Raw genomic sequence first — 26,488 nt, forward strand, 5'->3', positions numbered from 1 at the left:
TCATACAGCATGACTGCAGGGTGAAGGCGAACAGGTCGTTGTCTGTCAGTCATTTCAGCGTTTTTTGCATGAACATCGGTTCGGTAATGGTGCGTCCATGCGAAAAATGTCTCATGTCAGGGCGTGCATTCTGCGACTCGCTCGAGTTTCGTTGAGCCTGCGACCATGGTTCGTCGTGAAGCTGGCGGTGTTCGCAGGTATGCTGCCGTCCTGTCGCTTGGTGCGTCGTCCTGCGGGAGGGGCGCTAAGCTGAAAATGATGACCAGACGGGAGTGCGCGCAGTGTTCGCTTTAGATCCACGGCTTCAACAAGACACGCTACCGATCGGGGATTTCCCGCTCAGCCGGTTGCTGTTGTCCAACGATTCGAATTACCCCTGGTTCATCCTGGTGCCACGCCGCGAGGATATCAGTGAGATATTTCAGTTGGATGTCGCCGATCAGCAGCAACTGTGGAAGGAAACGACCGCGCTGGCGGAAATGCTCAAGGACTCGTTTGACGCCGACAAATTGAACGTCGCGGCCCTGGGTAACGTCGTCAGCCAGCTGCATATGCATGTGATTGTGCGCAAACGCGAGGATGCCGCCTGGCCGGCTCCGGTTTGGGGCAAGCACCCGGCGAAGCCTTACAGTGCAGAGCAGATCGCGGTGATTCGCGAACGGCTGCGTCTGGTGTTGACCGATGACTTTACGTTTCTGGAGGGTTGAATCATGAGCCTGGAAGAACGCGTTACCGACCTTGAGAGCCAGTTGGCCTTTCAGGATGACACCATCCAGGCATTGAGCGATGTGCTGGCGACGCAGCAGCGTGCCGTTGAGCGTCTGCAACTGCAAATGGCCGCACTGCTCAAGCGGCAAGAGGAAATGGCTGGCCAGTTCGAAACGTTCGAAGAAGAAGCGCCACCGCCGCATTACTGAACATGCAGGCCAAAAAAAACCGCTAACAGCCCTGCTGTTCGCGGTTTTTTTTTCAGCCTTGAATCAGCGTCGCGGCAGTGCGGCGATCACGTCCTCGGCCTGCAGGCCCTTGTCACGGTTCATGACGGAGAACTCCACGCGCTGGCCTTCGACCAGAACGCGATGACCTTCGCCGCGAATGGCCCGGAAATGCACGAAAATATCATCGCCGGAATCACGGGAAATGAACCCGAAGCCTTTGGATGTATTGAACCACTTCACGGTGCCGGTATCGCGGTTGGTCATGTCATAGCTTGGCGAAGCAGTGGCCGGTGAAGATTTGTAGAAGCTGATGGCCAGGTGCAGAAGCACGGCGATCAGGGCCGCCACCAGGCTGAACAGAACGGCAGGTTGACCGGCGATGACAGGCATTGGCGCGAGCAGCGTCAGGGTTTGCAATACGACAGTCAGAACCAGCAGGGCGCTGACCAGGTTTTGCAATTGATGACGCGGGCCTTTGTTCCAGTAAGGGATAACAGGAGCGAGGGTGAGGTTGAGCAGGCCGAAAAAGGCCAGGTAAAGCGCATCGGGTTGTTGCAGGTAAGGAACAGCTTCGGATCGCAGGCTAGGGATGAAGGACAGCAGCAGTGCCGCTGCGCCCATTAGCAGGTGGACGATTTTCAACATTTTGATTAACTCACGTTAAGACGGATCACAAGGAAGAGCTGATGGAGCACGGTTCGCTTCAGAACAATAAGAGGCGTTGGGCACGTACCCGCTATCAGCCTATGCGCAACGCCCGGAAAAATAGGGCTTGGCGACACACTGTCTATTTAACAGCAAAGCTTGCGGCTACTCAAATCAGGGAGTCCAGCGGTGCACCGAGGGCGATTTGCCGCAGGGTTTGGGGCATTCCCGGCTGCGGTGTGGCGACAGGCTTGCTAGAGTGGTCATGCACCTGTTGGATGAATTCGATCACCTTTAGGGGAAAAACATGGCAATCGATATCGGTATCAGTGAAGAGGATCGCAAGTCCATCGTCGACGGACTTTCGCGTCTGCTGTCGGACACTTATGTACTCTATTTGAAAACCCATAACTTCCACTGGAATGTCACCGGTCCCATGTTTCGGACCCTGCACCTGATGTTCGAGGAGCAATACAACGAGTTGGCTTTGGCGGTCGATTCGATTGCTGAGCGCATTCGCGCGCTGGGCTTTCCTGCTCCGGGCGCCTATTCCATTTATGCGCGCCTTTCTTCTATCAAGGAGGAACCGGGCGTGCCCAGTGCGCAAGACATGATCAAGCAACTGGTCGAAGGGCAGGAAGCCGTCACGCGTACGGCGCGCGGGCTCTTTCCCCTGCTCGACAAAGTCAGCGACGAGCCCACGGCTGATTTGCTGACCCAGCGTATGCAGGTTCACGAGAAAACCGCATGGATGTTGCGCTCATTGCTGGATGAGTAACGCGTTCAGTACGCGGATGGCGCCTTGCGGGCGTTGTTCGCGCTCTGTCGTTTCTGTCCCTTTTCCTTGAATGATTTTGCGTCAGTGTATGGAGGAAATAGTCCGGACTAGGACGGTCTCCATGATCCGCCTTCAGTTGTTGGCTTATCCTACGTGGATGGTCAAAAAGTCATCTGGATATAACTTTGCGCCTGCGCTTTTATAAGAATCAAAGCATGACTCTTATAAGAGCCAGGGATGGCAAAGGAGTGTCAACGGTATGGTTTATGAAGACAGGCGAAGCGAGGGGAGGGACGGTTCATTCAAGGATGTAAGGATCGATCCGTTTGTCAGTGAGTTCGATATGGGCCTGGCCCAGCCATTATCCCGATCCGTACGTTTGAATGGATTTGCCACCTGCTTGCGACTTGAGCAGGTGTATTGGAATATTTTGGGGGAAATGGCCAGGATCAATTGCTGCTCGGTCAGTGCGCTGTTGTCCCACGTGGATCGAGAGGTGCATTTGCGCCACGGCGGGGTGAAGAATTTCAGCGGGTTGGTGCGGGTTGTCTGCGTTGTGCACAGCCTCAAGGAGGGGAGTTGCGTCGTCATGGCCTAGCCATGATGGCGAAATGCATCGAGTGTCAGTCTGTGCAGTCTTACGGCTGCACAGGCTGCATTTAATGGATATAATCCCGCTCTTTGCCGCAAAACCCAGCGTGCGCGGTAGCAATCTGATCGCCGAGACAACCCCCATGCCGATGTACGACTATCAATGTGCTTCCTGTGGTCATCAGTTGGAAGCCATTCAAAAGATCAGCGCAGCACCGCTGGTCGACTGCCCTGCCTGCCAGGCGCCAGAGCTCAAGAAGATGCTGTCCATGCCGGGCTTTCGCCTCAGCGGCACCGGCTGGTACGAAACCGATTTCAAGACCGGTTCCAAGAAGAATCTGGCCGGCGGCGATAAAGCCGACTAGGGTCTGGAACCTGAGTTGAACGACACGTGCGAGCTCTTGCATCACCCCGTGTGCAAGGTCTCTAACCGAATTTCGAATTACGAGAAGTGAAACCACTACCATGATGCGCAGCCATTATTGCGGCCAACTGAACGAAAGCCTGGAAGGCCAGGAAATTACCCTTTGCGGATGGGTTCACCGTCGCCGTGACCACGGTGGGGTGATTTTCCTCGATATCCGTGATCGTGATGGTCTGGCCCAGGTGGTGTTCGACCCGGACCGCGCCGAGAGCTTCGCCGCCGCCGATCGCGTGCGCAGCGAATACGTCGTGAAGATCACCGGCAAAGTGCGCTTGCGTCCGGCCGGTGCCACGAACGCCAACATGGCCTCGGGCATGATCGAAGTCCTGGGCTACGAGCTGGAAGTGCTGAACGAATCGGAAACCCCGCCGTTCCCACTGAACGAGTTCTCCGACGTCGGTGAAGAAACCCGCCTGCGTTATCGTTTCCTTGATCTGCGTCGTCCGGAAATGGCCGAGAAGCTGCGTCTGCGTTCGCGCATGACCACCAGCATCCGTCGTTACCTCGACGAGAACGGCTTCCTCGACGTCGAGACGCCGATCCTGACCCGTGCCACCCCTGAAGGCGCACGCGACTATCTGGTGCCGAGCCGTACTCACGCCGGTTCGTTCTTCGCCTTGCCGCAATCGCCTCAGCTGTTCAAGCAGTTGCTGATGGTGGCCGGCTTCGACCGTTACTACCAGATCGCCAAGTGCTTCCGCGACGAAGACCTGCGTGCCGACCGTCAGCCTGAATTCACCCAGATCGACATCGAAACCAGCTTCCTCGATGAAAAAGACATCATGGGCCTCACCGAAGGCATGATCCGCAACCTGTTCAAGGAAGTGCTGGATCTGGAATTCGGTGAGTTCCCGCACATGACCTTCGAAGAGGCCGTGCGTCGTTACGGTTCCGACAAGCCAGACCTGCGTAACCCGCTGGAACTGGTGGACGTTGCCGACCAGCTCAAAGAAGTCGACTTCAAGGTCTTCAGCGGCCCGGCCAACGATCCGAAATGCCGTATCGCCGCCCTGCGCGTTCCTGGCGCGGCGAGCATGCCGCGCAAGCAGATCGACGACTACACCAAGTTCGTCAGCATCTACGGTGCCAAGGGCCTGGCGTACATCAAGGTCAACGAGCGCGCCAAAGGCGTTGAAGGCCTGCAGTCGCCAATCGTCAAGAACATCCCTGAAGCCAACCTCAACGTGATCCTCGATCGCGTGGGTGCGGTCGATGGCGACATCGTGTTCTTCGGTGCCGACAAGGCCAAGATCGTCAGCGAAGCCCTGGGCGCGTTGCGCATCAAGGTCGGCAACGACCTGGACCTGCTGACCTGCAAGTGGGCGCCAATGTGGGTCGTCGACTTCCCGATGTTCGAAGAAAACGACGACGGCAGCTTCAGCGCCTTGCACCACCCGTTCACTGCGCCGAAGTGCACCCCCGAAGAACTGGAAGCCAACCCGGCGACCGCGCTGTCCCGTGCCTACGACATGGTGCTGAACGGAACTGAGCTGGGTGGCGGTTCGATCCGTATCCACCGCAAGGAAATGCAGCAGACCGTATTCCGTCTGCTGGGTATCAATGAAGCCGAACAGGAAGAGAAATTCGGTTTCCTGCTCGACGCCCTGAAATACGGCGCGCCGCCGCACGGTGGTCTGGCCTTCGGTCTGGACCGTCTGGTGATGCTGATGACCGGCGCCCAGTCGATTCGTGAAGTGATTGCCTTCCCGAAAACCCAGAGCGCGGCGGATGTCATGACTCAGGCACCGGGTCAGGTGGATGCCAAGGCATTGCGCGAGCTGCACATTCGCCTGCGCGAAACGCCAAAGGCTGAGTAAGGCTGACCGTAAAGGCGCATCCTTCGGGATGCGCCTTTTCTTCAGGTCGAGATTTTTGTATTGCTGGCTGTAGCGTCGTGCGCAGCGGGCAATGTTTCAAAGAGAATTCGGAGCGAGTTATGGCGGGTCATTCCAAGTGGGCGAACATCAAGCACCGCAAAGAACGTCAGGATGCCAAGAAGGGCAAGATTTTCACCAAGTGGATTCGTGAACTGACCGTTGCGGCCCGTCAGGGCGGCGGTGATCCGGGCTCCAACCCTCGCTTGCGTCTGGCGCTGGACAAGGCGCTGGGTGCGAACATGAGTCGCGACATCATTGATCGCGCGGTGGCTCGCGGGGCCGGTGCTGCCGATACCGACGACATGGTCGAGCTGACCTATGAAGGCTACGGCCCGGGGGGCGTGGCGGTAATGGTCGAATGCATGACCGACAACCGCAACCGCACCGCAGCGGCTGTTCGCCATGCGTTCAGCAAGTGCGGCGGTAACCTTGGTACCGACGGGTCCGTAGCCTACCTGTTCGAGCGCAAGGGGCAGATTTCCTTCGCGCCGGGTGTTGATGAAGACACGTTGATGGAAGCGGCCATGGAAGCGGACGCCGATGACGTGGTCACCCACGAAGACGGTTCCATCGACGTGTTCACCTCGTTTGCCGGTTTCTACTCCGTGCGTAACGCTCTGGAAGCGGCCGGTTTCAAAGGTGACGACGCGGAAATCGTCATGCTGCCGACCACCAGTGCCGAACTGGACCTGGAAGGCGCTGAGAAAGTCCTCAAGCTGATCGACATGCTCGAAGACCTGGACGACGTGCAGAACGTCTACTCCAACGCGGATATCCCCGAGTCGGTGGCCGCACAGCTCGGTTAAGGGCGACTAAGATCCAATGTGGGAGCGAGCCTGCTCGCGAATGCGGATATTCAGGCAGTATCGTTGCTGAATATAAAACCGCTTTCGCGAGCAGGCTCGCTCCCACATTTGTTATTCGTGTATTGGATATCGTGCTTTTTCCTAACCCGCAGGCGTTATGACTTTAATTCTTGGTATCGACCCCGGTTCGCGCATCACCGGTTATGGCGTGGTACGCGATACCGGGCGTGGCTGCGTGTACGTGGCGTCGGGCTGTATTCGCACAGGGTCCGGCGAGCTGCATGAGCGTTTGCAAATCGTCTATCGCGGCGTGCGTGAAGTTATCCAGACCTACGGCCCGGTGACCATGGGCATCGAAAAGGTCTTTATGGCCCGCAACGCCGACTCCGCGCTGAAGCTCGGCCAGGCGCGCGGTGCGGCAATCGTTGCCGGTGCCGAAGAAAATCTGGAAATCGCTGAATACACGGCCACCCAGGTCAAGCAGGCAGTGACCGGGACCGGTGCGGCGAACAAAGAGCAGGTGCAAATGATGGTCATGCACATGTTGAAACTCACCAGTAAACCGCAAATCGATGCCTCGGACGCCCTGGCCATTGCCATTTGCCATGCTCACACCCGTTCCAGCCTGTTGCCGCATGGCCTGGGCACTGCACGCAGTCGTGGCGGGCGCCTGCGTCTCTGATAGCATCAGCAGTCTTTTTTACGGAATCAGGGTTTTGTGCCTGTGTTGTCGGCGCAAAACCCTTGTTCTGTCAGTCGCCAGCCACCGAACTGGCCAACGCTCAAGGATCTGAAACGTGATTGGACGCTTGCGCGGCACACTGGCTGAGAAACAGCCGCCGCACCTGATTCTGGATGTAAACGGTCTGGGGTATGAGCTGGAAGTGCCCATGACCACGCTGTATCGCTTGCCGTCGGTCGGTGAACCGCTGACGTTGCACACCCATTTGGTCGTACGCGAAGACGCGCAGTTACTCTATGGTTTCGCCAGCAAGCGTGAGCGAGACTTTTTTCGCGAGTTGATCCGTCTCAATGGTGTAGGGCCGAAATTGGCCCTGGCATTGATGTCGAGCCTGGAAGTGGATGAACTGGTACGTTGCGTGCAATCTCAGGACACCTCGGCCCTGACCAAGGTGCCGGGCGTGGGCAAGAAGACCGCCGAGCGTTTGCTGGTGGAACTCAAGGATCGCTTCAAGGCCTGGGAAACCGTGCCGGCGATGTTTGCTCTGGTGCCAAACCAGCCGGGTGGGCCAGACGCGCCACATCCGGTCGCTACCGCCGAAAATGACGCGGTCAGCGCGCTGATCTCCCTGGGCTACAAGCCGCAGGAAGCCAGCAAGGCGATTTCCGCGATCAAGGAGAAAGGTTTGAGCAGTGAAGACATGATTCGTCGTGCCCTGAAGGGAATGATCTAAGTGATTGAAGCTGATCGTCTGATAGCCGCCACGCCGGGCCCGCGCGACCGCGAGGAAGTCCAGGATCGGGCGATTCGTCCTGTCAGTCTGGCCGAATACATTGGCCAACCGACCGTTCGCGAGCAAATGGAGTTGTTCATCCAGGCTGCCCGTGGGCGGAACGAATCACTGGACCACACGCTGATCTTCGGCCCGCCGGGCCTGGGTAAAACCACCCTGGCCAACATCATCGCCCAGGAAATGGGGGTGTCGATCAAAAGCACTTCGGGCCCGGTCCTCGAGCGACCCGGTGACCTGGCCGCGCTACTGACCAACCTTGAGCCGCACGACGTGCTGTTCATCGACGAAATCCATCGGTTGTCGCCGATTGTCGAAGAAGTGCTGTACCCGGCCATGGAAGATTTCCAGCTCGACATCATGATCGGCGAAGGCCCCGCTGCCCGTTCGATCAAGCTGGATCTGCCACCGTTCACGCTGGTGGGGGCGACGACGCGCGCCGGCATGCTGACCAATCCGCTGCGCGACCGTTTCGGGATCGTCCAGCGCCTCGAGTTTTACAGCACGGCTGATCTGGCGACGATTGTCAGTCGTTCGGCAAACATCCTCGGCTTGCCGCTAGACCCGGAAGGCGCCTTTGAAATCGCCCGTCGTGCCCGAGGTACCCCGCGGATCGCCAACCGACTGTTACGCCGGGTGCGCGATTTCGCTGAAGTTCGCGCCAAGGGCCACATCACCAAACCGATTGCCGATCTCGCCTTGAATCTGCTGGATGTCGATGAGCGTGGTTTCGACCACCAGGATCGACGTCTGCTGCTGACCATGATCGAGAAGTTTGACGGTGGACCGGTGGGCGTTGACAGTCTGGCTGCCGCGATCAGCGAGGAACGTCACACGATTGAAGACGTGCTGGAACCGTACCTGATCCAGCAAGGCTATATCATGCGCACGCCGCGTGGGCGGGTGGTCACCCGGCATGCCTATCTGCATTTCGGTTTAAATATTCCGTCACGATTGGGCGAAATGCCCGTGGTAGACGAGTTCCTTGATGCCGTGGACGATTAATTAACTTTTACGGGCAGAATTTTCGGGCATTGTGCTGTCCTAGGACCGTGGTTTTGCCTGAAAGCCGTGAATCAATGAAAAACAGTTGCCTGGCCGGATTGGCAACCTGAGGAGTAAGCACTAGAGTATGCGCGCGCAAAACGGGCTTGAGCCGTTCGCACATCGTTGTCGCGTTTATTACGAGGACACCGATGCGGGCGGCATCGTGTATTACGTTAATTACCTCAAGTTTATGGAACGGGCTCGAACCGAGCGGCTCCGGGAGCTGGGCTTTGCCCAATCCCAGCTGGCAGGAGAGGACCTGTTGTTTGTCGTGCATTCCAGCGAAGCGCGTTATCACGCGCCGGCGCGACTGGACGACGAACTCCTGGTAAGCGCTGAAGTAATCGAATTGAACCGTGTCAGCCTGCGCTTCAAACAGCAGGTCAGGCGAGCCACGGATAATGCGCTGCTCTGCGAAGGGCAGTTTTTGGTGGCCTGTGTGCGCACTGAAAGTTTAAAACCCCGGGCCATTCCCGAAGCTCTACGTGCGGCCTTTGCCGACGTGAGCGGCGCGGGTACACACTCAAAGCAGGAGATAAAGCGTGGAAGCTAACGTCGTCGACCATTCCTCCATGTGGAGCCTGGTCAGCAATGCCAGTATCGTGGTGCAACTGGTAATGCTGATCCTGGTAGCCGCATCGGTGACCTCATGGATCATGATCTTTCAGCGCAGCAACTTGCTGCGCGCCGGTCGACGTGCCCTGGAGAGCTTTGAAGAGCGCTTCTGGTCGGGCATCGACCTGTCCAAGCTGTACCGTCAGGCTGGCAGCAACCCTGATCCGGATTCGGGCGTCGAGCAGATCTTCCGTGCTGGCTTCAAGGAATTCTCCCGTCTGCGCCAGCAGCCAGGCGTTGACCCGGAAGCGGTCATGGAAGGCGTGGCTCGTGCCATGCGCGTAGCCATTTCCCGCGAAGAAGAAAAGCTCGAGCAGAGCCTGCCGTTCCTCGCGACCGTCGGTTCCGTCAGCCCGTACATCGGTCTGTTCGGTACCGTCTGGGGCATCATGAACTCCTTCCGTGGTCTGGCGACTGCCCAGCAAGCGACCCTGGCCACCGTAGCTCCAGGTATTGCCGAGGCACTGATTGCCACCGCGATCGGTCTGTTCGCAGCCATCCCGGCCGTTATCGCTTACAACCGTTTTGCCGCTCGCAGCGAAACGCTGATCAGCCGCTACTACACCTTCGCCGATGAATTCCAGGCGATCCTGCACCGCAAAGTGCACACCAGCGAAGAATAAGCAGGTAATTTCCAATGGCTTTAATCGCTCGAGCTCGCAAAAAGCGCAAGCCGGTCGCCGAGATGAACGTGGTGCCTTACATCGACGTGATGCTGGTACTGCTGGTCATCTTCATGGTGACCGCGCCGATGCTCAATCAGGGCGTGAAAGTTGATCTGCCCAAGGTTTCCAGCGAAGCCTTGCCGCAGGACAACAACACCCAGGTCCTGACCATTTCGATCAAGGCTGACAAGACCTACTACTGGAACCTTGGCAGCGAAGTCGACACGCAAAAACAGCAGGACAAGGCAATGACCTTGCCGCAAATGACTGACGCCGTGACCAAGATCATTCGCGCCGGCACCGAAGGCGGCAAGCGTACCCAGGTGTTCATCCGCGGCGACAAGACCGTTGATTACGGCTCCGTCATGGGTGCGATGGGTGGGTTGCAGAAAGCCGGAGTCGGTAACGTTGGCCTGATTACCGAGGCGCCCTGATGCAGCAACAGCGAGAGCCAACAGCCTCGGAAAGCTACTTCTGGCCTAGTGTCTGGGCGATTGTCTTGCACGTGCTGGTTTTTGGCATGCTGTTCGTCAGTTTCGCCTTCACACCGGAGCTCCCGCCGGCCAAGCCGATTGTCCAGGCGACCCTGTATCAGCTGAAATCGAAAAGTCAGGCGACCACCCAGACCAATCAGAAGATTGCGGGTGAAGCGAAGAAATCCGCTGCGCGCCAGACCGAAGTCGAACAGATGGAACAGAAGTTGATCGAGCAGGAAGCGATCAAAGCCGCGGAACAAAAGAAGGAAGACGCGGCTCAAAAAGCCGAAGAATCCAAGAAAGCCGACGAGACCAAGAAAGCGGAAGAGGCTAAAAAGGCTGATGAAGCCAAGAAAGCCGATGAAGCGAAGAAGACCGCCGAAGCCAAAAAGGCCGAAGAGAAACAATTGGCTGATATAGCCAAGAAGAAGTCTGAAGAAGAAGCCAAGAAAGCGGCTGAAGAAGAGGCCAAGAAAGCGGCCGCGGAAGAAGCCAAGAAGAAGATCGTCGAAGACGCGAAGAAGAAAGCCGCGGAAGACGCCAAGAAGAAATCTGAAGCTGAAGAGGCGAAAAAGAAAGTCGCCGAAGATGCGAAGAAGAAAGCTGCTGCCGATGCTGCGAAAAAGAAATCGCAGGAAGCGGCACGTAAATCCGCCGAAGAGAAAAAGGCTCAGGCCCTGGCAGATTTGCTTTCCGACACGCCGCAGCGTCAGCAGGCCTTGGCGGATGAGCAGGGTGACGAAGTCGCCGGCAGTTTCGATGATTTGATTCGTGCTCGTGCAGCGGAAGGCTGGGCTCGTCCACCTTCGGCACGCAAAGGCATGACGGTTGTGCTGCAAATCGGCATGTTGCCGGACGGTACGGTGACTTCGGTCAGCGTGTCCAAGTCCAGCGGTGACGGTCCGTTTGACGCTTCGGCTGTAGCGGCGGTCAAGAATATTGGACGTTTGACAGAAATGCAGGGAATGAAGCCGGGCGATTTCGCCCCGTATCGTTCATTCAAGATGACATTCACACCTGAGGATCTAGCCTTGTGAGAAACCTTCTTCGAGGAATGCTTGTCGTGATCTGCTGCATGGCAGGGATAGCGGCGGCAGATGAAAAAAACATTCTGGTCACCAGCGGCAGCGATCGGGCAACTCCGATCGCCGTTGTTCCGTTCGGCAACCAGGGCGGTAGCGTGCTGCCGGACGATATGGCCGAGATCATCGGTAACGACCTGCGCAACTCGGGTTACTACTCGCCGATTCCAAAGCAGAACATGATCAGCCAGCCGAGCCAGGCCAGCGAAATCATCTACCGTGACTTCAAGGCGCTCGGCGCCCAGTACGTCATGGTCGGCAGCATTGCTCCAGCGGGCGGCCGCCTGCAGGTTCAATACGCTCTGTTCAACGTCGCCACCGAGCAGCAAGTGCTGACCGGTAGCGTGTCGGGCAGCGTTGATCAGCTGCGCGACATGTCGCACTACATCGCGGACCAGTCGTTCGAAAAACTCACCGGTATCAAAGGTGCGTTCTCGACACGTCTGCTGTACGTGACTGCAGAGCGTTTCTCCGAGAAGAACACGCGCTACACGCTGCAACGTTCGGACTATGACGGTGCCCGCGCCGTGACCCTGCTGCAATCGCGCGAGCCGATCCTGTCGCCGCGTTTCGCACCGGATGGCAAGCGCATCGCTTATGTATCGTTCGAGCAGAAGCGTCCGCGCATTTTCATGCAGAACATCGACACCGGTCGCCGTGAGCAGATCACCAACTTCGAAGGCCTGAATGGCGCGCCAGCCTGGTCGCCGGATGGCAATCGCCTGGCATTCGTGCTGTCGAAGGACGGAAACCCGGACATCTATGTGATGAACCTGGGTTCGCGTCAGATCACTCGCGTCACCAACGGTCCCGGCATCAACACCGAACCGTTCTGGGGCAAGGATGGTTCGACCCTGTACTTCACTTCAGATCGTGGCGGCAAGCCTCAGATCTACAAATCCAGCGTTAGCGGCGGCGGTGCGGAGCGTGTGACCTTTATCGGTAACTACAACGCCAACCCGAAGCTTTCGGCTGATGAAAAGACTCTGGTGATGATCCATCGCCAGGATGGCTTCACTAATTTCAAGGTGGCGGCCCAGGATTTGCAGCGCGGAAGCGTAAAAATCCTCACTGATAGCACTCTGGACGAGTCGCCTACTGTTGCGCCCAACGGCACCATGGTAATCTACGCCACCCGCCAGCAGGGCCGGGGAGTCTTGATGCTCGTGTCCATTAATGGACGCGTAAGGCTCCCGCTTCCTACCGCACAAGGCGAAGTCAGAGAACCTTCCTGGTCCCCTTACCTGAACTGACGCGGCGCTACACGTTTCACTTAACACACTGGGGTTCATTAGGAGTTTCACGATGGAAATGCTGAAGTTTGGTAAATTTGCTGCGCTGGCTCTGGCCATGGCTGTAGCTGTAGGTTGCTCGTCCAAAGGCGGCGACAACGCCGGTGAAGGCGCTGTTGATCCAAACGCTGGTTACGGCGCTAACACTGGTGCTGTTGATGGCTCCCTGAGCGAAGAAGCTGCTCTGCGCGCAATCACCACCTTCTACTTCGAATACGATAGCTCGGACCTGAAGCCAGAAGCCATGCGCGCTCTGGACGTTCACGCCAAAGACCTGAAAGCAAACGGCGCTCGCGTTGTTCTGGAAGGCAACACCGACGAACGTGGTACTCGTGAGTACAACATGGCACTGGGCGAGCGTCGTGCGAAAGCCGTTCAACGCTACCTGGTACTGCAAGGTGTTTCCCCAGCTCAGCTGGAACTGGTTTCCTACGGCGAAGAGCGTCCAGTTGCTACCGGCAACGACGAGCAGTCCTGGGCTCAAAACCGTCGCGTCGAACTGCGTAAGTAATTCGTCATGCGAACGTGCCGTCGTGCTGTAACTGTTTTGGCTCTCAGCCTCGCACCGCTTGCGGTGTGGGCTGCGGTTCCTGTGGTCGAGGACAACTCCGGCTATAACAATAGCGGGAGTAGTTATCCGCCTGCGGGTTACGGTACGAACGGCGCCTATGCCGGGGGAGGGGTTTCGGCCCCTGTCTCGGCACAGGGCGAGCTGTTCAACCAACTGCAATCGATGCAGGAACAGATCTCGCGCCAACAAGGTGTGATTGAAGTTCTGCAAAATGATGTAGCGCGCATGAAGCAGGAAAGCCTGGAGCGATACCAGGATCTTGATCGGCGCATAGGAACCGGCGTTGCACCAGCCGCGACTCCTGAGAATTCTTCCTCCGGTGGCAATCTGAATGCCCCCGGCGCAGCAGCGGGTGCAGGTGCAGGGGCGGCAGCCGCTCAAGCTCCTGCCGCAGGTAGCGAACCGGCGGATCCGGCGAAGGAAAAACTGTATTACGATGCAGCCTTCGATTTGATCAAAGCCAAGGATTTCGACAAAGCCAGTCAGGCTTTTTCCGCTTTCCTGCGTAAGTACCCGAACAGCCAATACGCGGGCAATGCCCAGTACTGGTTGGGCGAAGTAAACCTGGCCAAAGGCGATCTGCAAGGTGCAGGTCAGGCATTTGCCAAGGTTTCGCAGCTGTACCCAAAGCACAACAAAGTGCCTGACTCGCTGTACAAGCTGGCTGATGTAGAGCGTCGCCTCGGTCATCCCGACAAGGTAAAAGGCATTCTGCAACAGGTTGTGTCCCAATATCCGGGCACTTCCGCCGCTCAGTTGGCCCAGCGCGATCTGCAGCGCATGTAAGCCTGCTTGACCCATTTCGAAGAAACCCGCGCTTGTCGCGGGTTTTTTCGTTAGAATTCACGCCCTTTTTATGAAATACGCTTTTTGGGGCCTGCGCGTTGGCGGGGTTCCTTGAAGTGCCTGACGGAGGCGGACAGCCTGTTTAGCTGTTACGCCCGTGGCGACTATGCAAGACACATTGAGAATCACCGAAGTTTTCTACTCGTTGCAGGGTGAAACGCGGACTGCCGGGCTGCCCACTGTTTTTGTGCGCCTGACCGGTTGCCCATTGCGTTGCCAATACTGCGACAGCGCCTATGCGTTCTCTGGCGGCACTGTCCGTACGCTCGACGATATCCTCGAGCAAGTCGCCGGTTTCCGCCCGCGTTATGTGTGTGTCACCGGCGGCGAGCCGCTGGCGCAACCTAATGCCATCCCATTGCTCAAGCAGTTGTGCGACACCGGTTACGAAGTGTCACTGGAAACCAGTGGTGCGCTTGATATCTCGGCGGTGGATCCGCGAGTCAGCCGCGTGGTCGACCTGAAAACCCCGGGTTCGAAGGAAGTGCATCGCAACCTCTACGAGAACATCGAGCTGCTCACACCCAATGACCAGGTGAAATTTGTCATCTGTTCGCGGGAAGACTACGACTGGGCCGTGTCGAAGCTGATTCAGTACGGTCTGGATCGCCGTGCCGGTGAAGTGTTGTTCTCACCCAGTCACCATGACCTGAATGCTCGGGATCTGGCTGACTGGGTGGTGGCGGACAACCTGCCCGTGCGTCTGCAGCTGCAACTGCATAAATATCTTTGGAATGATGAGCCGGGGCGCTGATATGACTGAACAACTGAATACTGCTGAAAAACGTGCGGTCATCTTGCTTTCCGGCGGCCTCGACTCGGCGACGGTCGTGGCCATGGCTCGCGCTGAAGGCTACCGCTGCTACACGATGAGCTTCGATTACGGTCAGCGGTCTCACGCCGAATTGCACGCCGCCGAACGTGTTGCCCGGGATTTGGGTGTGGTCGAGCACAAGGTCATCGGTCTGAACCTGAATGGTATCGGTGGTTCTGCACTGACCGACAGCAGCATCGATGTGCCGGAAGAGGCCGGCGAAGGCATTCCGGTGACGTACGTGCCGGCTCGCAACACGGTGTTTCTGTCCCTCGCGCTAGGCTGGGCTGAGGTGCTCGGCGCTCGTGACATCTTCATCGGGGTGAACGCTGTCGACTATTCCGGCTATCCGGATTGCCGTCCCGAGTTCATCGAGTCCTTCGAGCGTATGGCCAATCTGGCGACCAAGGCCGGTGTCGAAGGCAACGGCTTCCGTATTCAGGCGCCCCTGCAAAACCTGAGCAAGGCGCAGATCGTCCAGGCGGGCGTGAAGCTGGGCGTCGATTACGGCCTGACCGTTTCCTGTTATCAGGCGGACGATAAAGGCTATGCGTGCGGTAAATGCGACAGCTGCCGACTGCGTGCGGAAGGCTTCGCAGCGGCCGGAATCAGCGACCCAACACCTTATTTCTGATTTATTTCAAATAAGGTGTTGAATAACCTATAAAAATCAGTATTATACGCGCCACCACACAGCGGGTCGTTAGCTCAGTTGGTAGAGCAGTTGGCTTTTAACCAATTGGTCGTAGGTTCGAATCCCACACGACCCACCATTTTTGTAGCAGTTTTAAAAGTCTGGAAGGCCCACGCAAGTGAGGATTTCCGGATTTTTTTTTGCCCGCGATTTAAGGTCGACCCCGTTCGGGGCTGCACTGCGTGACACAGGTCAGAATCATCTTTTGCATCATCGGGATATTCTGTAGCCTTGCGCAGCTTCAACGCTGTCCATGCCTGATGAACACTCACTCTCCCGGCGGTACCCCTGAAGGGTCCAGAGCCAGGTGTATACTCGACTTTCGCGCGTAAGCGCTTGCAGGTCTTGCGAACATGACGCAGATTTCCGAACGCCTTCTGGTTCAAGCCCACCTCGACGCCAAGCAGCCCAAACCGCTGACAGTCGAGGAAGAGGCCTATTACCGTGCTGCCATCGCTGCCGAGCTCAAGGCTCAGGACGCGGTGCTGGTCGCTCACTTTTATTGTGATCCGGTCATTCAGGCGCTTGCCGAAGAGACCGGTGGCTGCGTCTCCGACTCGCTGGAGATGGCCCGCTTCGGCAATGCTCACCCGGCCAAGACCGTGGTGGTCGCCGGTGTGAAATTCATGGGCGAAACCGCCAAAATCCTCAATCCTGAAAAACGCGTGTTGATGCCGACTCTGGAAGCGACGTGCTCGCTGGACCTGGGGTGCCCGGTAGACGAGTTTTCGGCGTTTTGCGATCAGCACCCGGAACGTACCGTGGTGGTGTATGCCAATACCTCGGCAGCGGTCAAGGCCCGGGCGGACTGGGTCGTGACTTCAAGCTGTGCGCTGGAAATCGTTGAAAGCCTGATGGATAACGGCGAAACGATCATCTGGGGCCCGGACAAGCACTTGGGCACCTACATCCAGCGCCAGACCGGTGCCGACATGCTGCTATGGGACGGTGCCTGCATCGTTCACGAAGAGTTCAAGTCCAAGCAGCTCGAAGATATGAAAGCGTTGTACCCGGACGCGGCCATTCTGGTGCACCCTGAATCGCCGACCTCGGTGATCGAACTGGCGGACGCCGTCGGCTCCACCAGTCAATTGATCGCAGCGGCGCAGAGCCTGCCGAACAAGACGCTGATCGTGGCCACTGACCGTGGCATCTTCTACAAGATGCAGCAGTTGTGCCCGGACAAGGTCTTCATCGAGGCGCCAACGGCGGGTAACGGCGCGGCGTGCCGCAGTTGCGCACACTGCCCGTGGATGGCGATGAACACGCTTGAGCGGACGCTGAAGGCCTTGAAGGAGGGGACGAACGAGATCTTTGTTGATCCGGCGTTGATTCCTCAGGCGATCCGCCCGTTGAAGCGCATGCTCGACTTTACGCAAGCAGCGCGGATGAGGCTGGCCGGTAACGCCTGAGATTGTTCAGTCAATTTGCAAAAACTGTGGGAGCGAGCTTGCTCTCGATAGCGGTCTGTCAGTCATATCAATGTTGACCGATGCGCCGCTATCGCGAGCAAGCTCGCTCCCACAGTGGTTTTCGTATGGCTGGATTACTTGGTCTTCTTCGGAATTCGAACCAATTGCGTGTTCGAGTACATGTCATGCCAGCTGCGTTTCTGTTTATCGAACAGTGACCAAAAGAACCCAAGGCCAACGCACAACAGCGACGCAATCGACACGACAAAGCGCAGCAGCGCCTGCCACAGGCTGATGGATGATCCATCGGCATTCTGCACACGAATGCCCCACACCTGCATGCCCAGAGTCTGGCCGGACCAGGTCCAGAATTTGGCGAAGAAGCCGAACAGCACGAACAACAACACAGTCGACAGCAACGGGTCACCGTCCAGCGCGCCTGCTTCGGTCAGGGTGCGCATTTTGTCTTCGCCGATGATTGCCATCTGAATCATCTTGTAGAGGCCGCTGGTGACGATCAGCAGCGCAGTGCATAACAGGAAGTCATAGAACATCGCTGCCAGGCGACGGCCCAGGGTCGCGGCGGGAAAGTCGCCCTGAGGGTTGAGCAAGTGTTTCGACATGGCAGGGCTCTCGACGAAAAAAGAAGCCATTTTACGGATTTACGCGCACAAAAAAGCCCCTGATGTCAGCATCAGGGGCTTTTTCGTAACAGAAGGTTAGGCTTCTGCTTGTACTTCGTCAGCCTGCATGCCTTTCTGGCCTTGCACGGCGATGAAGGTCACTTTCTGGCCTTCTTTCAGGCTCTTGAAGCCGTTGCCCTGAATAGCGCGGAAATGCACGAACAGATCCGGACCGCTTTCTGGAGTGATAAAACCAAAACCTTTCTCGTCGTTAAACCACTTGACGGTACCGCTCTGACGTTGGGACATTTCTTATTTCCTTTGACGCAAAAATTAATGACAGTCTCTTTCTCATGAAAGAGTACTGGGGCTGGTTGCAGGAGAGTAAGAAGACGTCGAACGGGATGTAGCTAACTTGTAGGCTACTGCCCAGGTCACGATTCCAAGCGACCCATGCAAACACAGTGAACAAACTCTACGCCAACTACGGGAGGAAAAACAAGCCCCGCGAAAGGGCTGGTTTTGCTCAGGTTGGCCGCAGTAGTACGTGTACTAGCGTTGGCTTATTCGATAGGGGTGTTCAATTGTTTTCGAACGTTATAAGGCAAGTTCATAATCGAAACGCTGCACTGTTTTATGGCGGTTGCGTTACACATTAGTGCACTGTTAACGCAACCGCGTTACTTATAGAAACAGTCAATCAACCACGATAGTAGCGTTGTGGAACGAATGGCATTTTGCTTACAAGCAATGGCACCTTTTTCCCACGAACGATTGCGAACACAGGTGTGTCAATGGCGATATATGCGCTGTCGAGGTAACCCATGGCCAAAGGACCGCCCAGGGTCGGACCGAAACCGCCGCTGCACACGGTGCCGATGATGTCGCCCGCTTCATTGACGATTTCTGCACCTTCGCGTACCGGCGTACGTTCCTGCGGCAACAGGCCCACGCGCTTGCGGCTGACACCGGCTTGTTGCTGGGCGAACACGGTTTCAGCGCCAGGGAAGCCGCCAGCCCGCGCGCCATCGGCGCGACGTGGCTTGGAGATGGCCCACAACAAGCTGGCTTCGATTGGGCTGGTCTCGGTGTTCATGTCGTGGCCGTAGAGGCACAAGCCGGCTTCCAGACGCAGGGAGTCGCGTGCGCCCAGGCCGATGGCTGCCACTTCCGGTTCGGCCAGCAGGGCACGAGCCAGGGCTTCGGCGTTGGCGGCCGGCACGGAGATTTCGAAACCGTCTTCACCGGTGTAGCCGGAGCGGCTGACAAAGCAGTCCACACCCAGCAGTTTCACGCGGGCGAACTGCATGAAGGTCATCTTCGCCACTTCCGGTGCCAGGCGTGCGAGCACGGTGACGGCGGCCGGGCCCTGCAATGCCAACAGCGCACGTTCTTCGAACAGCGGCTCGATAGTGCACTGATCGCCGATGTGCTGACGCAGGTGCGCCAGGTCCTGATCCTTGCAAGCGGCGTTGACCACCAGGAACAGTTCGTCGTTACCCAGGTTGGCAACCATCAGATCGTCAAGAATGCCGCCGGACTCATTGGTGAACATCGCATAGCGCTGCATGCCCACTGGCAGGTCGATGATGTCCACCGGCACCAGGGTTTCCAGGGCCTTGGCGGCATTGGCGCCGGTCAGGCGGATCTGGCCCATGTGCGAAACATCGAACAACCCGGCCTGATCACGGGTGTGCTGGTGTTCCTTCATGACGCCCAGCGGGTACTGCACCGGCATGTCATAGCCGGCGAACGGCACCATGCGGGCGCCGAGTTCGATGTGCAGTGCGTGCAACGGGGTTTTCAACAGTTGTTCGGTGGACATATCCAGCTCCTGAAAAAGTGTGCAGATGCAGTGAGCGCGCATCAGCACTCGATAATGTTGACTGCCAAACCGCCACGGGCGGTTTCCTTGTATTTGCTTTTCATGTCGGCGCCGGTCTGGCGCATGGTGCGGATAACCTTGTCGAGGGAAACGAAGTGTTGACCGTCGCCGCGCAGGGCCATGCGCACCGCATTGATGGCTTTCACTGAACCCATGGCGTTGCGCTCGATGCAAGGCACTTGCACCAGCCCGCCAATCGGGTCGCAGGTCAGGCCGAGGTTGTGTTCCATGCCGATTTCGGCGGCGTTTTCCACTTGCTGCACGGTGCCGCCAAGCACTTCGCACAAGGCGCCGGCCGCCATCGAACAGGCCACGCCGACTTCACCCTGACAACCGACTTCGGCGCCGGAGATCGAGGCGTTTTCCTTGTAGAGAATGCCGATGGCTGCGGCGGTCAGCAGAAAACGTACGACGCCGTCCTCGTTGGCGCCGGGAATGAAGCGCATGTAGTAATGCAAAACCGCCGGGACAATGCCCGCTGCACCGTTGGTGGGCGCGGTAACCACACGTCCGCCGTTGGCGTTTTCCTCGTTGACCGCCAGGGCGTACAGATTGACCCAGTCCAGCACCGACAGCGGATCGCGCAGTGATGACTCCGGGTTTTTGCACAGTTGCCGATGCAGCGCTGCCGCTCGCCGTTTGACCTTCAAACCGCCGGGCAGAATGCCTTCGTTACGGCAGCCGGCGTCGACGCAGTCCTGCATCACTTGCCAGATCTTCAGCAGGCCGGCGCGGGTTTCCGCTTCCGGGCGCCAGGCGCTTTCGTTGGTCAGCATTATCTGGCTGATCGACAAACCGTACGTGGCGCAATGGCTGAGCAGGTCCTTGGCGCTTTTGAACGGGAACGTTAGCGGTGTGGCGTCTTCGACGATGCGGTCGGCGCCGGCGGCGTCTTCATCGACCACAAAACCGCCGCCGACCGAGTAGTACTCGCGACTTCGGATTTGCAGACCCGCCGCGTCGAACGCGCGAAAGATCATGCCATTGGGGTGATAGGGCAATGGTTTGCGGATCATTGCCAGGTGTTCTTTCTCGTTGAACGCAATGCTGTGTTCGCCGAGCAGGTTCAAGCGACCGTTGCCACGAATGTCTTGCAGACGGGCGGCGACGGTTTCGGTGTTCACGGTGTCCGGGTGTTCACCTTCCAGGCCCAGCAACACAGCCTTGTCGCTGCCGTGGCCCTTGCCGGTGGCGCCGAGTGAGCCGTAGAGCTCGACTTTGACACAGGTGGTGGCGGCCAGCAGCCCTTCACGGCGCAAACCTTCGGCGAAACGCGCAGCGGCGCGCATCGGGCCGACGGTGTGGGAGCTGGAGGGGCCGATGCCAATCTTGAACAGGTCGAACACGCTTAACGACATGGTTGTTCTCCGGTTTCTTGTTATAGGAATTCACGGAATTTCAGGCTAGGCACGATTCTGTGGGAGCTGGCCTGCCAGCGATGACGGAGTGTCAGACAGCGGAAATGTCGACTGACCCACCGCTATCGCTGGCAGGCCAGCTCCCACAGAGTCTTGCAGTGTTCTCGAAGGTGGGGGCGAGCGAACCCGCCCCCTAATTCGTTTAAGCGTAGCTTTCGATCGACGGGCAGGCGCATACCAGGTTGCGATCGCCGAAGACGTTGTCGACGCGACCGACCGGCGGCCAGTATTTGCCTTCGATCAACGAGGCAACCGGGTACACCGCTTGCTCACGGCTGTACGGATGGGACCACTCGCCGACCAGTTCCGCAGCGGTGTGCGGGGCGTTTTTCAGCGGGTTGTCGTCCTTGTCCAGCGTGCCGTTTTCCACTGCGCGGATTTCTTCGCGGATGCGGATCATGGCGTCGCAGAAGCGGTCCAGTTCTTCCTTGGATTCGCTTTCGGTCGGCTCGATCATCAGTGTGCCAGCGACCGGGAACGACATGGTCGGGGCGTGGAAACCGAAGTCGATCAGGCGCTTGGCGACGTCATCGACGCTGATGCCGCTGCTGTCTTTCAACGGACGCAGATCGAGGATGCATTCGTGCGCGACCAAACCGTTGCTACCGGTGTACAGCACGGGATAGTGCTCTTCGAGGCGACGGGAAATGTAGTTGGCATTGAGGATCGCCAATTGCGAAGCGCGCTTGAGACCCGCGCCGCCCATCATCCGGATGTACATCCAGGTGATCGGCAGAATGCTCGCGCTGCCGAACGGTGCCGCGCAGACCGCGCCTTCCTTGCGCTCCATCTGGGCGTGGCCCGGCAGGAACGGCGTCAGGTGCGACTTGACGCCAATCGGGCCGACGCCCGGGCCGCCACCGCCGTGGGGGATGCAGAAGGTTTTGTGCAGGTTCAGGTGCGACACGTCGCCGCCGAACTTGCCCGGTGCGCAGAGGCCGACCATCGCGTTCATGTTGGCGCCGTCGATGTACACCTGGCCGCCGTTGTCATGAATGATGCCGCAGATTTCGCGGATGCCTTCTTCGAACACGCCGTGGGTCGACGGGTAAGTGATCATCAGCGCAGCGAGGTGTTCGCGGTGCTCAATGGCCTTGGCGCGCAGGTCTTCGATGTCGACGTTGCCGCGGGCATCGCAAGCTGTCACAACCACGCGCATGCCAGCCATGTTGGCGGTGGCCGGGTTGGTGCCGTGGGCGGACGACGGGATCAGGCAGATGTCGCGACGGTCTTCGCCACGGCTCTGGTGATAGGCACGAATCGCCAACAGACCGGCGTACTCACCTTGCGAACCGGCGTTTGGTTGCAGGGAGATCGAGTCGTAACCGGTGGCGGCGCAGAGCATCGCTTCCAGTTCATCGGTCAGTTGCTGGTAACCGGCGCTTTGTTCGGCCGGGGCGAACGGGTGCAGGGCACCGAATTCAGCCCAGGTCACCGGGATCATTTCGCTGGCGGCGTTGAGTTTCATGGTGCATGAACCCAGCGGGATCATGGTGCGATCCAGGGCCAGGTCCTTGTCGGCGAGCTTGCGCAGGTAGCGCATCAGCTCGGTTTCCGAGTGATAACGGTTGAACACCGGGTGGCTGAGGATTGGCGATTGGCGAACCAGAGCGGCCGGGATGGTGCTGACCACAGAGGCGGCGAGGGCGGCGAAGTCCGGCAGCGCTTTGCCGTCGGCGAACAAGGCCCACAGCGATTCGACGTCCGCTTGCGACGTGGTTTCGTCGAGGGACAGGCCCAGACGTTCGCCATCGACTACACGCAGGTTGATCTGCTGCGCATGTGCCTTGTCGTGCAGTTTGGCGGTGTTGGCGCCGGTGTTCAGGGTCAGGGTGTCGAAGAAGCTGGCTTGCTCGACGGTCAGGCCCAGTGCGCTCAAGCCTTTGGCGAGGATCGCGGTCAGGTGATGAATGCGGTTGGCAATCTGCGTCAGGCCTTTCGGGCCGTGGTAGACGGCGTACATGCTGGCGATGTTGGCCAGCAGGACTTGGGCAGTACAGATGTTCGACGTGGCTTTCTCACGGCGGATATGTTGCTCGCGGGTCTGCATCGCCAGGCGCAGGGCCGGCTTGCCGAAACGGTCCACAGAGACACCGACCAGACGGCCCGGCATGTCGCGCTTGAATGCATCTTTGGTCGAGAAGTACGCCGCGTGCGGGCCACCGAAGCCCAGCGGCACGCCAAAGCGTTGGGCGCTGCCGATGGCCACGTCGGCGCCGAATTCGCCTGGCGGGGTCAGCACGGTCAGGGCCAGCAGGTCAGCAGCCACCGCAACCAGAGCGTTGGCGGCGTGGAAGCGTTCGGTCAGTGCGCGGTAGTCGAACAGGTCACCGTTGCTCGCCGGGTATTGCAGCAGGGCGCCGAAGAACGGCGTCACGTCAGTCAGTTCAAGCTCGTCGCCGACCACGACGTCGATGCCCAACGGCTCGGCACGGGTGCGCAGCACGTCGAGGGTTTGCGGGTGGCAATGAACCGACGCGAAGAACGCGTGGCTGCCTTTGTTCTTGCTCAGGCGTTTGCAGAAGGTCATGGCTTCGGCAGCGGCGGTGGCTTCATCCAGCAGCGAGGCGTTGGCGATCGGCAGGCCGGTCAGGTCGCTGATCAGGGTCTGGAAGTTCAGCAGCGCCTCGAGACGACCCTGGGAAATTTCTGGCTGGTACGGGGTGTACGCGGTGTACCAGGCCGGGTTTTCCAGCAGGTTGCGCAGGATCGGCGACGGCGTGTGCGTGCCGTAGTAGCCCTGGCCGATGTAAGTCTTGAACAGTTGGTTCTTGGCGGCGATGCCTTTGATCAACGCCAGGGCGTCGGCTTCGCTCAGGCCGTCGTCCATGCCGAGGACGCTGGTGCCTTTGATGCTTTCCGGAATGACGCTGGCGCTCAGGGCTTCCAGCGAATCGAAACCGAGGCTGTTGAGCATGGCTTGCTCATCGCCGGAACGCGGGCCGATGTGGCGCGCGATGAATTCGTTGGCGGTCGTAAGGTTTACTTGAGTCATGTCAGCGCTCCTCAGGCTTCGGCGTTGGCTTTGATCAGACGGTCGTAAGCGTCCTGATCCAGCAGTTTGGCAACTGCCGAGGCGTCGGCAGGCTGGAAGCGGAAGAACCAGCCTTCGCCCAGCGGATCTTCGTTGACCAGTTCCGGGTTGCTGTCCAGCGCCGGGTTCACTTCCAGCACTTCGCCGTCGAGTGGCATGTATACGCCGCTGGCGGCTTTTACCGATTCCACGGTGGCGGCTTCTGCGCCTTTGTCGTAGGACTGCAGCTCAGGCAGTTGTACGAAAACCACGTCGCCCAAGGCGTTCTGTGCGAAAGCGGTGATGCCGACGGTAACGGTGCCGTCAGCTTCGGTGCGCAGCCATTCGTGATCTTCAGTAAAACGCAACTCGCTCATGGAAACTCCTAAGGGGCCAGACTCGTCTGGTGGACGCGATTGAATGCTTGGGCAAAAGCCCTTCTTTATGGGTGGTTACTAAGCAAAATCGCGGCCAATGTTATTTTTGTGTTTAAAAACAATGGCTTATGAGTTTCATGTGGCCATTGTGTTGCAGCGACTGTAGCGAAATCGATACAGCGCGAGCCGAAGAAAAAAGCCTAAGTGGATCAAAGCCTTGCACTGCGGTGGTTAGGAGGGAGTGTATCGATATCATTCCGCTGTAGCGCTTTCAGTACAGATGGAGGTCGTTTTTAAACAGGCTTTCAGTTGAACGCGAAACCTGTGGGAGCCAGCCTGCTGGCGATGAGGCCCTGTCAGTCGACATCTTTTTTGCCTGCCACACCGCAATCGCCAGCAGGCTGGCTCCCACAGGCGGGCTATGGTGTTTTGGGAATACCGTACTTGCGCAACCGATGGGCAATTGCCGTGTGCGAAGTTTGCAGACGGCTGGCCAGTTGCCGGGTCGAGGGGTAGCTGACGTAGAGTTTTTCCAGCAGGGTTTTCTCGAACTCTTCCATCGCCTGTTCCAGGCTGTCGACCTCGGTGTCGCTCTGGCGCGCCACGGAGGTGCCGGCGATGTCGAGGTCGCCGATGTCCACCAGGCTGCTTTCGCAAATCGCCGCCGCGCGGAAGATCACGTTTTGCAATTGCCGCACGTTGCCCGGCCAGCGGTTGCCCAACAACGCGGGGTAAGTGCCCGGTGCCAGACGACACACCGGGCGCTGAATCTGCGCGCAGGCCTGCTGCATGAAATAGCGCGCCAGCAACAGAATGTCCTGGCCGCGTTCGCGCAGCGGCGGGACTTCGACGTTGAGCACGTTGAGGCGATAAAACAGGTCTTCGCGGAACGTGCCTTCGCTGACCATTTTTTCCAGATCGCGATGCGTGGCGCTGAGGATCCGCACGTTGACCTTCACCTCACGATCGCCACCCACGCGGCGGAAGCTGCCATCGTTCAAAAACCGCAGCAGTTTCGCCTGCAAGTACGGCGACATTTCACCGATTTCATCGAGAAATACCGTGCCCTGGTTTGCCAGTTCCATCAGCCCCGGTTTGCCGCCCCGTTGGGCGCCGGTGAAGGCGCCGGGGGCGTAGCCGAACAGTTCGCTTTCGGCGAGGTTCTCCGGCAATGCCGCGCAGTTCAGCGCCAGGAAAGGTGACGTGTGCCGGGCACTGATGGCGTGACAGGCGCGGGCCACCAGTTCTTTGCCGGTGCCGGTTTCGCCCTGGATCAACAACGGCGCATCGAGGGCGGCTACACGTTGGGCACGGGCCTTGAGCGTGCGAATGGCCGGGGATTCGCCAAGCAACGCATCGAACCCTTCGGCATGGTCGTGGTGCAGCGCCGAGAGGCGTTCGCCGATGCGGTTCGGTTGATACAGCGTCAGCAGCGCGCCGGCGTCGGTGATCGGCGTGGCGTCCAGCAACAGGGTCTGGCCGTTGACGGTGATCTCGCGCAGCGGCAAGCGAAAGCCTTGTTCCAGCAAGGTGTCGAGCAGGGCGGGATCGGCAAACAGATCCGCGATGCTTTCACCGGCCGGTTCGCGACCGTACAGGGCGATCAGCGCCGGGTTGGCCAGCAGCACTTTGCCGTCGCTGTCCAATGCCAGCACCGGGTCGGTCATGGCGGCGAGCAATGCATCGAGCTGCAAGTGCCGACGTTGGCCCGGAAGAATGTCGACCACCGTCATCGCTTGCACGCCACGCACGCTGAGCAACGCATCGCGCAGTTCCTCGAGCACTTCGGGGCTGAGGGTCGGGGCGTCGATGTAGACGTTGGGCGGAACCATTTCCACCGCATCCAGATTGAGATTGCGCCCACCGAGCAGGGCCAGGACTTCCTGGGTGATGCCGACGCGGTCGATGAAGCTGACGTGGATACGCATGGGGCGGTTTTCAATCTTGCGAGCGGAGGGTGGCAAGTATGCCTTGGGGCGGGCGAATGGTGAAATCCTGAGCAGGACTTCAGGGCAACGATGAACCCTTTGGGAGCGAGCCTGCTCGCGATAGCGGTGTGTCAGTCGACATCATGGTGACTGTCAGTCCGCTATCGCGAGCAGGCTCGCTCCCACGGGTACAGCGTTC

General features: G+C 58.5%; 28 protein-coding genes and 1 tRNA gene. 21 read left to right on the plus strand and 8 right to left on the minus strand.

Features of this window, described 5'->3' with window-relative positions:
* Positions 1-281 precede the first annotated feature (281 nt).
* Together F8N43_RS17600 and F8N43_RS17605 are read left to right on the plus strand one after the other, a co-directional pair.
* Complete coding sequence (locus tag F8N43_RS17600; RefSeq protein ID WP_150633205.1) at positions 282-707, plus strand: HIT domain-containing protein; 426 nt, start codon at positions 282-284, stop codon at positions 705-707.
* A 3-nt stretch (positions 708-710) separates the two neighbouring features.
* Positions 711-917 (plus strand): SlyX family protein, encoded by a 207-nt coding sequence (locus tag F8N43_RS17605; RefSeq protein ID WP_008029236.1) that lies wholly within the window; start codon positions 711-713, stop codon positions 915-917.
* 63 nt (positions 918-980) lie between these two features.
* Here the strand turns inward: F8N43_RS17605 and F8N43_RS29765 are convergent, their stop codons facing one another.
* Entirely contained in the window at positions 981-1,583 is a 603-nt protein-coding gene (locus F8N43_RS29765) for a cold-shock protein (protein WP_008029235.1), read from the minus strand.
* A 307-nt stretch (positions 1,584-1,890) separates the two neighbouring features.
* Here F8N43_RS29765 and F8N43_RS17615 point away from each other — a divergent pair, with 307 nt between their 5' ends.
* The 19 genes from F8N43_RS17615 to nadA all read left to right on the plus strand — a co-directional run bounded on the left by F8N43_RS17615 (position 1,891) and on the right by nadA (position 17,045).
* Positions 1,891-2,361 (plus strand): Dps family protein, encoded by a 471-nt coding sequence (locus F8N43_RS17615; protein ID WP_150633204.1) that lies wholly within the window; start codon positions 1,891-1,893, stop codon positions 2,359-2,361.
* Positions 2,362-2,620: 259 nt separating this feature from the next.
* Positions 2,621-2,959 carry a ribbon-helix-helix domain-containing protein gene (locus F8N43_RS17620; protein ID WP_150633203.1) on the plus strand — a complete coding sequence of 113 codons (339 nt, stop codon included), beginning with the start codon at positions 2,621-2,623 and terminating at the stop codon, positions 2,957-2,959.
* Positions 2,960-3,095: 136 nt separating this feature from the next.
* Entirely contained in the window at positions 3,096-3,317 is a 222-nt protein-coding gene (locus F8N43_RS17625; RefSeq protein ID WP_010457489.1) for an FmdB family zinc ribbon protein, read from the plus strand.
* Between the two features lie 100 nt (positions 3,318-3,417).
* The gene (gene aspS / locus F8N43_RS17630; protein ID WP_150654096.1) at positions 3,418-5,193 is read left to right on the plus strand and encodes an aspartate--tRNA ligase; all 1,776 of its coding nucleotides are present in this window, start codon (positions 3,418-3,420) and stop codon (positions 5,191-5,193) included.
* Between the two features lie 119 nt (positions 5,194-5,312).
* Entirely contained in the window at positions 5,313-6,059 is a 747-nt protein-coding gene (locus F8N43_RS17635) for a YebC/PmpR family DNA-binding transcriptional regulator (RefSeq protein WP_150633201.1), read from the plus strand.
* A 157-nt stretch (positions 6,060-6,216) separates the two neighbouring features.
* The gene (ruvC, locus tag F8N43_RS17640; protein WP_019693260.1) at positions 6,217-6,741 is read left to right on the plus strand and encodes a crossover junction endodeoxyribonuclease RuvC; all 525 of its coding nucleotides are present in this window, start codon (positions 6,217-6,219) and stop codon (positions 6,739-6,741) included.
* A 115-nt stretch (positions 6,742-6,856) separates the two neighbouring features.
* Positions 6,857-7,474, plus strand: coding sequence for a Holliday junction branch migration protein RuvA (gene ruvA / locus F8N43_RS17645; protein WP_017340470.1), 618 nt, complete (start codon positions 6,857-6,859; stop codon positions 7,472-7,474).
* A complete protein-coding gene (ruvB, locus tag F8N43_RS17650) occupies positions 7,475-8,536 on the plus strand; it encodes a Holliday junction branch migration DNA helicase RuvB (RefSeq protein WP_008027785.1) in 1,062 nt (353 codons plus the stop codon).
* Between the two features lie 127 nt (positions 8,537-8,663).
* A complete protein-coding gene (ybgC, locus tag F8N43_RS17655; protein ID WP_008027788.1) occupies positions 8,664-9,131 on the plus strand; it encodes a tol-pal system-associated acyl-CoA thioesterase in 468 nt (155 codons plus the stop codon).
* Positions 9,121-9,816 carry a protein TolQ gene (gene tolQ, locus F8N43_RS17660; protein WP_017340467.1) on the plus strand — a complete coding sequence of 232 codons (696 nt, stop codon included), beginning with the start codon at positions 9,121-9,123 and terminating at the stop codon, positions 9,814-9,816. The genes ybgC and tolQ overlap by 11 nt, the downstream gene beginning before the upstream one ends.
* 23 nt (positions 9,817-9,839) lie before the next feature.
* Positions 9,840-10,292, plus strand: coding sequence for a protein TolR (gene tolR / locus F8N43_RS17665; RefSeq protein WP_162491085.1), 453 nt, complete (start codon positions 9,840-9,842; stop codon positions 10,290-10,292).
* Complete coding sequence (gene tolA / locus F8N43_RS17670; RefSeq protein WP_150633199.1) at positions 10,292-11,371, plus strand: cell envelope integrity protein TolA; 1,080 nt, start codon at positions 10,292-10,294, stop codon at positions 11,369-11,371. The genes tolR and tolA overlap by 1 nt, the downstream gene beginning before the upstream one ends.
* Positions 11,372-11,388: 17 nt before the next feature.
* The gene (tolB, locus tag F8N43_RS17675) at positions 11,389-12,669 is read left to right on the plus strand and encodes a Tol-Pal system beta propeller repeat protein TolB (protein WP_191623732.1); all 1,281 of its coding nucleotides are present in this window, start codon (positions 11,389-11,391) and stop codon (positions 12,667-12,669) included.
* A 52-nt stretch (positions 12,670-12,721) separates the two neighbouring features.
* Positions 12,722-13,219, plus strand: a complete 498-nt coding sequence (pal, locus tag F8N43_RS17680) for a peptidoglycan-associated lipoprotein Pal (RefSeq protein WP_003178634.1) — start codon at positions 12,722-12,724, stop codon at positions 13,217-13,219.
* A gap of 6 nt (positions 13,220-13,225) precedes the next feature.
* Positions 13,226-14,065: a tol-pal system protein YbgF gene (gene ybgF / locus F8N43_RS17685; protein ID WP_150633198.1), complete on the plus strand. Its 840-nt coding sequence runs from the start codon at positions 13,226-13,228 to the stop codon at positions 14,063-14,065.
* 166 nt (positions 14,066-14,231) lie between these two features.
* On the plus strand, positions 14,232-14,879 hold the full coding sequence (queE, locus tag F8N43_RS17690; protein WP_150639428.1) for a 7-carboxy-7-deazaguanine synthase QueE: 648 nt from the start codon (positions 14,232-14,234) through the stop codon (positions 14,877-14,879).
* Position 14,880: 1 nt separating this feature from the next.
* Positions 14,881-15,573 (plus strand): 7-cyano-7-deazaguanine synthase QueC, encoded by a 693-nt coding sequence (gene queC / locus F8N43_RS17695; RefSeq protein WP_150654097.1) that lies wholly within the window; start codon positions 14,881-14,883, stop codon positions 15,571-15,573.
* 63 nt (positions 15,574-15,636) lie between these two features.
* Positions 15,637-15,712 (plus strand) — tRNA-Lys (locus F8N43_RS17700).
* Between the two features lie 274 nt (positions 15,713-15,986).
* A complete protein-coding gene (nadA, locus tag F8N43_RS17705; protein ID WP_150633195.1) occupies positions 15,987-17,045 on the plus strand; it encodes a quinolinate synthase NadA in 1,059 nt (352 codons plus the stop codon).
* Between the two features lie 134 nt (positions 17,046-17,179).
* Here the strand turns inward: nadA and F8N43_RS17710 are convergent, their stop codons facing one another.
* The 7 genes from F8N43_RS17710 to F8N43_RS17740 form a co-directional block, all read right to left on the minus strand.
* Positions 17,180-17,668 carry an RDD family protein gene (locus tag F8N43_RS17710; RefSeq protein WP_150633194.1) on the minus strand — a complete coding sequence of 163 codons (489 nt, stop codon included), beginning with the start codon at positions 17,666-17,668 and terminating at the stop codon, positions 17,180-17,182.
* Positions 17,669-17,764: 96 nt separating this feature from the next.
* Positions 17,765-17,977 carry a cold-shock protein gene (locus tag F8N43_RS17715; RefSeq protein WP_007977299.1) on the minus strand — a complete coding sequence of 71 codons (213 nt, stop codon included), beginning with the start codon at positions 17,975-17,977 and terminating at the stop codon, positions 17,765-17,767.
* 391 nt (positions 17,978-18,368) lie between these two features.
* Positions 18,369-19,493: a glycine cleavage system aminomethyltransferase GcvT gene (gcvT, locus tag F8N43_RS17720; protein WP_150633193.1), complete on the minus strand. Its 1,125-nt coding sequence runs from the start codon at positions 19,491-19,493 to the stop codon at positions 18,369-18,371.
* 41 nt (positions 19,494-19,534) lie between these two features.
* On the minus strand, positions 19,535-20,911 hold the full coding sequence (locus tag F8N43_RS17725; RefSeq protein ID WP_150633192.1) for an L-serine ammonia-lyase: 1,377 nt from the start codon (positions 20,909-20,911) through the stop codon (positions 19,535-19,537).
* Between the two features lie 202 nt (positions 20,912-21,113).
* Positions 21,114-23,966 carry an aminomethyl-transferring glycine dehydrogenase gene (gene gcvP / locus F8N43_RS17730; protein ID WP_150633191.1) on the minus strand — a complete coding sequence of 951 codons (2,853 nt, stop codon included), beginning with the start codon at positions 23,964-23,966 and terminating at the stop codon, positions 21,114-21,116.
* Positions 23,967-23,977: 11 nt separating this feature from the next.
* On the minus strand, positions 23,978-24,361 hold the full coding sequence (gene gcvH, locus F8N43_RS17735; RefSeq protein WP_150633190.1) for a glycine cleavage system protein GcvH: 384 nt from the start codon (positions 24,359-24,361) through the stop codon (positions 23,978-23,980).
* 419 nt (positions 24,362-24,780) lie between these two features.
* Positions 24,781-26,289: a sigma-54-dependent transcriptional regulator gene (locus tag F8N43_RS17740; RefSeq protein ID WP_150633189.1), complete on the minus strand. Its 1,509-nt coding sequence runs from the start codon at positions 26,287-26,289 to the stop codon at positions 24,781-24,783.
* Between the last annotated feature and the right edge of the window lie 199 nt (positions 26,290-26,488).

It is taken from the genome of Pseudomonas fluorescens (assembly GCF_902498065.1).
Classification (GTDB): Bacteria; Pseudomonadota; Gammaproteobacteria; order Pseudomonadales; family Pseudomonadaceae; genus Aquipseudomonas; species Aquipseudomonas fluorescens_BJ.